General features: G+C 68.4%; 7 protein-coding genes. All 7 read right to left on the reverse strand.

Features of this window, described 5'->3' with window-relative positions:
* Window positions 1–396: 396 nt before the first annotated feature.
* Window positions 397–1,632: a hypothetical protein gene (locus HY703_02655; protein MBI4544078.1), complete on the reverse strand. Its 1,236-nt coding sequence runs from the start codon at window positions 1,630–1,632 to the stop codon at window positions 397–399.
* Between the two features lie 11 nt (window positions 1,633–1,643).
* Window positions 1,644–2,471 carry a hypothetical protein gene (locus HY703_02660; protein ID MBI4544079.1) on the reverse strand — a complete coding sequence of 276 codons (828 nt, stop codon included), beginning with the start codon at window positions 2,469–2,471 and terminating at the stop codon, window positions 1,644–1,646.
* Complete coding sequence (locus HY703_02665) at window positions 2,468–2,941, reverse strand: prepilin-type N-terminal cleavage/methylation domain-containing protein (protein MBI4544080.1); 474 nt, start codon at window positions 2,939–2,941, stop codon at window positions 2,468–2,470. The genes HY703_02660 and HY703_02665 overlap by 4 nt, the downstream gene beginning before the upstream one ends.
* Entirely contained in the window at window positions 2,934–3,368 is a 435-nt protein-coding gene (locus tag HY703_02670) for a hypothetical protein (protein MBI4544081.1), read from the reverse strand. The genes HY703_02665 and HY703_02670 overlap by 8 nt, the downstream gene beginning before the upstream one ends.
* A 276-nt stretch (window positions 3,369–3,644) precedes the next feature.
* Window positions 3,645–4,229 (reverse strand): hypothetical protein, encoded by a 585-nt coding sequence (locus HY703_02675; GenBank protein MBI4544082.1) that lies wholly within the window; start codon window positions 4,227–4,229, stop codon window positions 3,645–3,647.
* A gap of 82 nt (window positions 4,230–4,311) precedes the next feature.
* A complete protein-coding gene (locus tag HY703_02680; GenBank protein ID MBI4544083.1) occupies window positions 4,312–5,619 on the reverse strand; it encodes a hypothetical protein in 1,308 nt (435 codons plus the stop codon).
* 13 nt (window positions 5,620–5,632) lie between these two features.
* On the reverse strand, window positions 5,633–6,545 hold a 913-nt coding region (locus HY703_02685), incomplete at its 5' end, for a hypothetical protein (GenBank protein ID MBI4544084.1).

Raw genomic sequence — 6,545 nt, forward strand, 5'->3', positions numbered from 1 at the left:
CCGACTTCAGCTCCCGCTCCCACTCCGTCTCCCACTCCCTCTCCCGCTCCCCAGTTCTCGCCTCCCTCGCTGGCAGCGGGCACGGGCACCGCGGCTCCACCGCTGGGCACCCGTACGCGTACGGGTTCACCTCCTCCACGGTTCCACGGTTCCGTACGCGTACGCGTACACCTACGCGTGCCCGTGCCCGATCTTTAGCTCGTGTCAACTCGGACTGCCGGGCACTGCGGCGTAGGCTGCCCTGAGCACAGCCGAAGGGGCGCTGGGCGCGCCTACGCGGCGGCGTGTAGGGATGGGGCGCAAGCGGGAGCGCAAGTGGGAGCGGGAGAGGGAGTGGGAGACGGAGTGGGAGCGGGAGCTGAAGTCGGGGGAGCATGGTCCACCGCTCCCCCCCGATTACCCCTCCACGCCGGTGGCAGAGAGGTCGACCCAACTGCGGTCGCGGATGGGCAGGGCGCGAGAGAGGACGGAGTTATAGAGCTGTGCCCGCGCGATGGAGCACTGCGAGTAGTTGATGATGGAGTTGCCGATGGCGAGGCTCTCGCGATCCAGGTCGCCGCCGGTGTAGACCAGCGCCAGGCCGTTCAGGTGGGCGCCGGTACCCGTGGTGACGAGTTTGCCCTTGACCACGACAATGCCGTAGAAGTCGAAGCCGCCGCTGATATGGAGGTCGCCCTCGACCAGCAGGATCCCCTGCCCGTAGGAGGAGGAGGCAATGGTCAGGTTCCCCTGGGCGTAGATGAGGGGGAAGTAGGTGTGGCAGGCGTGAGTCGAGTTGAGCGGTGCGCCCCAGTTGTCGCGCACCGTGATGTCGCAGGCGCCCGTCGCATCCAGGACCGGGCTGGCGTTGGTGAGGGTCGTCGCGGGCGGATACACTTTTTCCGCCATGAGCTTGAGCTCGTCGAAGTCGACGTCGCCAAAGCCCAGGAAGTCCGGCGTCGACAACCCCGTGTCCTGGACCAGGGGCGGATTGCCGATGATCTCTGCCGCGGAACCGGACATTCGCACCAGTGTCGTGTCTTTGGCCACGATGGCCGGTTTGTCCGTAGTGGTATCGCAATCCGTCCATTCGCTGGGGTGGCTGTTGCGGCCGTCGATCCGGGCATTGCCGCTGACCAGCAGGCCGCCGTAGATCTGGAGCGCCCGATCGTCCGGGACCTGCATCATGAAGGAGCGTACCACCACCCCGACCTGCCGTGCGGCACCCGCGGCGCGCCCGCCGCGCAGCACGCTTCCCGTGGACCGGAGGAAGTAGAGGCGCTGCGAGATGCGGCGGCCCTCGACCACGTAGCTGCCGATAGGGATCCCGTTCGTCCGCACCGTGTCCGCCGCAATCACGACGGTCGTGTCGCGCCGCAACGGCTGAAAATCGATGCGCCGCCAGGTGCCGAGGACGTCGTGCAGTCCCTGCTCGGCGATGTAAAAGGCCTGGCCCGCGTCCCGGCTGCTGGCCGCCGTGCGGTCCTCCTGGGAGGCGGCAAAGAAGCCGCCGGTGATGAGCGCGCCGATGATAACGATGCCCAGGATCGCGGCCGCCAGGACGAAGCCACCCTCGCCGCCCACCGGGCCGCGCTCGGCCGGTGCGCCGCCCGGCTGGGAAATCCCGGCGCCTGGCCAGTCCGTCTCCGCCATGCCCGCCCCGTTCAGTTGTTGCGCAAGTAGAGTTGGGTGACCAGCGAGTCCACGTAGGCTTCTCCGTCCAGCAGAGAAGCGCCCGGGATCGCGCCTCGCACCTTGATCTCGAGGCGCACGACGGAGGCACGGCCAGCGGCGTCGCCGGGCGAGATCTGTGCGCCAGCCGCGTCATAGAAGGCGAAGGCGAGGCCTCCCTCGGCAGGCGAAGCCAGCGGCCCGAGCAGCGCGACCGGCGCCTCGCCCGGCCCGTGCCGCCCCAGCACCCATTGCCCATCGATCTGGTAATGCCCGTACGTGAGCCGCGTGAAGCCGCGCCCCATGGCACCGCGGCGGACGGCGTAGACCTTCACCGAATCCAGCGAGGTCACGCGCAGCCGCCGCGGCGTCGCTCCTGGCCAGGTGACGTCGCAGGCCACTGCTTCCACGGCCGCAATCTTCATGAAGCGCCAGGTGTCATCTGCCGAGCTTAGCGTATCGCCATCGGCAAACACGGTGATGCTATCGCCCACGGCGAAGGGCTCGCCCAACTGCCAGACGTCCATGCGCTTACCCGGTGCGTCCGGGTTGCAGACGAAACCCAGCCTGCGGTAGGCCCGCAAGGTGACCGAGTCGGGTGTGGCCAGGACCAGGTCGCCGCCCCTCGCGCTCACCTCACGCAACTCGGCGGCCAGCGTAGCCAGTGCGCCACGCGTGGTCTGCTGCGTTGTCACCATGGCGCCCAGTTGCCGATAGCCGCGCTCCTGCACGAGCAGCGTCTCGGTCACGGCCGACAGGGTGATGAAGCCCAGGACCAGGACGATCAGCATCTCGACGAGCGTCAGGCCCGAGCGCTTCATGTATTTGGCCGGCCCCGGGCTATGCTCACCTCGAACGTATCCTGCGCCGCGCGCACCCAGCCCTCACCGGCAAGGTACGCCGGACCGCGGGTGTAAAGCGCGATCCGCTTGAGGTCCCGGGACGTGGTACTCACGCTCCACCATATCTGGAACGAGCCCACTACCGCCGGCGCCGTCTCGAGCCGGTCCTGCAGGTTGTCATACGGCGTGGCACGCAGCGTCTCGATCACCTGCTGCAGCGCGGCAGCCCGCTCACTCCGCACGTCCGCGTTGCGCACCTGCATCAGCAGGAAGCCCAGTGTCGAGGCCAGGGCCAGCATGGAGATGGTAAGAACGACCAGCGCCACCATGACTTCCACCAGGGTGAACCCCGGCTGGGCGGCCCGCAGGCGCCAGGCGCAGGGCGGCAACGCCGCCAGCCCGCCGCGCCCGCGCCCACACCGCCGCAAAGGCCTGGCTGGCCTACTCATACTTCTCCACCTGACCCAAGGGCCGAACTCGCACCCGCAGGGTGTCGCGGCCCCGGCTGAAGCCGACGAAGGCAGGAAGGTTGGGCGACGTGCAGGAGGGCAGCGCGAAGCCACGAGGAGTGTAGCAGACCGTCAAGGTCGTTCCCGTCGTCGTGAACACGTCCGCCGCGAACTCGTCCCGGTAGTCCACCAAACTCACCGTGTCTGACGGCAGAACCACGATCCACGCCCGATCGCCCAGGGGGTCTACCTCCAGCCGCGCCGTCTTGCCTCGCTCCACCGCCACAGCACGCGCTCGGGCGGCCAGGAAGATGGCACTGTTCTGCGCGTTCACCAGCGCACGGACAGCCTGCAGGTGGCCGACGCGGGGACTCGCCATGCTGGTCAGGACGGCGCCGATCATGAGCACCAGCAGCAGCTCGATCAAACTCAGGCCGGCTCTCCGGGGACTGAACCCGCCCGTCCCACAGCTCGCAAACATGGACGACCACGCCTCCCTCGGATCCTGTTTGGCACCTTGCCGCACCACGACCGGCGACCCGAGCCGCCGGCCTGGCACGCCTCCGGGGACGCGCGTGCTACCCTATACCAGATCCATGCCGCGGCTCAACTCCCGTTCCGGCAACGGGTTGAGTCGCGAACCCGGGGTCGGCGGCTGCGAGAAAAGGATAGGAAATCGAACTTTTTGCCGGGGCGAATGGCGCTACTTCTGGTAGATGATCTGGCCGGCCAGCTCCTTGCCGCGGCCGGCGACAACAGAGCTCACGCCGGTGCTGACCTTGCCGCCGCTGGCGTCGGCTTTAGGGCTGAAAGCCCAGAGGTCGATGAGGTTGAGCACGAGCTGGAACTTGCCCTCCTTGGTCTTCGAGCCCTGGCCGGCGACCTCTTCGAAGTTGGGCTCGAGCGCGCCGGGCGCGCCGGCGGAGTCGAGCGACAGGGCGATATTCTCGCCAATGCTGCGGAACCTGCCCTTGAGCGTCAGGAACAGCGCCTCCGGCGTGGGGATCGCGCAGCCAGTAGCCGTTCGGACGGTCACATGAAAGCCCATGTCTGCGACGCCGTCGTTCTCGCCGCGCGCGCTGAGCTTGAGGTTCCCGTGCAGGCATTTGCCGATGAAGCTCTCGTTGGCGCCGAGCACGTCCGCCAGCTCCGCGGTAGACAGTCCGGCAAACCTGAGGAGGAGGTAGTTTCCTGCGAAGTCAGCGGCCGTGGGGGGCTCATAGGCCGAAGGCTCGTGCTCCGTGCAGGCCGCGGCCGCGAGCAGCAGAAGGATCATGGATCGGCGCATGATGGTCTCCGCCAGCGTTCTGTTTTCCGAATCCCTGTTCGCCCCGTGTCGGGGCGGACCCTGCGGCTTCACCCAGCCCGGATCAGCGTTGCCCGAGGAAGAGCACGAGCGAGCCCACCAGCTCGCTCCGGTCATCGCCCACGAGCCCGGCGCCGTCGAACTGCAGCCGGCCGAAGAGCACGGTGCCGATGCCGAAGCTGAACTGGTTGGTGTACTCGCCCGGCGCGCTGCCCCAGAGTTCACGCTCGATGGCGTCCGGGCCCTGGTAGAAGGTGTTGGACGGCGCGATGCGGGCCAGGCCGCCGCGCAGCGCGAAGGGGGTCTGGCCGACGAAGAGGACGAGCTCGAGCCCGCCGTGCAGGTCGAGGCCGTCGTCGGCGACGTAATCGTCGGCGTCCAGTTCGCTGCTGATCGAGCGCCTGAACACGATGACGTCGTTGTCCGCGATCTGCGAGTAGCGGTTCACCACGCCGGCGAAGGTCAGGGTGACCAGCTCGTGCGGCCGCACGGCCAGCCCGCCGCCCCAGGAGTCGGGAACGCGAAGCGCGAAAGTCGCCTCGGGCACGACCGCGGCGCTGCGTGCAATCAGGTTGCCGTTCCGGTCCTGGACGCGATAGCGCAGCTCCTCGAAGGTGGGGCGCAGCTTGTACACGCCGCCCAGGCTGACGCGCTCGCTCAGGCGGAGCAGGAACCCGGCATTGAGGAAGGTGCCGGAGCTTTCGCCGCTCTCGCCCTCGACCACCAGCCGGTTGTCGAGGAATCCGTCCTGGTAGCTGGAGACGCGGTAGCGTGGGAAGTCGACGCTCATGCTCACGCGCGACGCGCCGCCCGCGATCCCCAGGGAGAGCGCGGGCCCCAGCTTGAGCGCCAGTGCGCCGCCATAGTTCTCGACGCGCAGGTCGAGATCCGAGGTGTAGGGCAGGAGGAAGACTCCGCCGCCGAAGTCGCGCCCCACGCCGGCCACCCTGCTCCGGTAGTTCACCAGCTCGTGGCGGAACACCGCCAGCGTGAGCGATCCGAAGGGGTAGACGAAGCTGCCGAAGGAGGGGACGGCGACCTTGTCCGTGAACTCGCTGGCCAGTGGCCCGCCGCCCGCTTCGGCAGGCACTGTACGCTTGTACTCGACGCCCTTGTACTCGAAGGAGAACTGGGGGTAGAGCAGCACGGTCAGGCCGGCAGGGTTCGTTTCCGCCGCGGTCGCGTCATCGGCCAGGGGGATGAAGGCGCCGCCCAGGGCGGCGGAGCGTGCGCCGGGCGGATTGAAGTTGAAGCCCAGCTTGGCAAAGTTCTCGGCGTTGAGCTGCGCGTGCGCGGCCGGCGCCCACACCGCCAGCGCCAGGAGCCCCAGCGCCAGCCGGCCCACCCCGCGTTTTCCAGCGAATCGGATCATTGGGGCCTCCCGTTTACCAGACGCGTGTGGCGGTAGCTGCGGCAGGACGCGGCGACGGTGCAGACTGCGCGGCAGCGCCGGCCGCCGCCAGGCCCGCAGCGGCCCCGTCCGCGCCGCCCGTAACGGCACAGTCTCCCGCCTCGTAGACGTAGGCGCCGTTGGCCGTGGTCATGGCTGCCCTGCGCGGCGTGACCCACACGAAGAGCGTGGTGTTGGCAGGCACGCCGTTCAGCCGCACACCCTCGTCAAAGTTGGTGAACGAGGAGGCCACCAGGTTCCCGCCCTGGTTGAACACAAAGAGGTCCGTGTTGTCGCGGCTCTGGTCCAGGTCGACGTAGACGCAGACATCGGTCAATCGGGTGGTCCGCAGCCGGAACCAGTCCCCCTTGCCCCACGCCTCCCAGCCTTTGTAGGGGTTGCTCTCCCGGTCATGCGCGGGCAGCGTGAGGGCGGGGTTGTAGGCGTACAGCACGCCCAGAAAGGCGCGGCTGATGTCGGAGAGGAGTGCGGCGCCCGGGCTGCCGATGGTGTCGTTGGGCTCGAAGAAATCCCGTCCGTCCGTCGCTACGGTAATGGTAGGCGGCGTATCCGAGCCGTAGGCCACCTCGCGCACGCCGCCCTTCATGCGCACGTCGCCGGACCGCGCACCGATGGGGACCCAGCCAAAGACGTCCGTGAACTGACCCGAGACGAAGACGTAGGGCGCGGGGGCGACGTCGGGCGCGCCGGCAAACACCAGCTTCATCCCGGGCGCAGTGGCGTGAATGCCGGTGGCCAGCTTGACCCCGTAGGGCAGCCGCCGGCCGAACACCCAGAGCGGCTCGCCCCAGCGCAGCCCCGCCGTCTTATCGGTCTCGGCAGTGCCGTAGACGCAATTGAAGAAATCCGTCGAGCTCGCCTCACGCGCGCCGGTGACGCGGTGGATC

The organism is Gemmatimonadota bacterium (assembly GCA_016209965.1).
In the GTDB taxonomy this organism is placed as follows: domain Bacteria; phylum Gemmatimonadota; class Gemmatimonadetes; order Longimicrobiales; family RSA9; genus JACQVE01.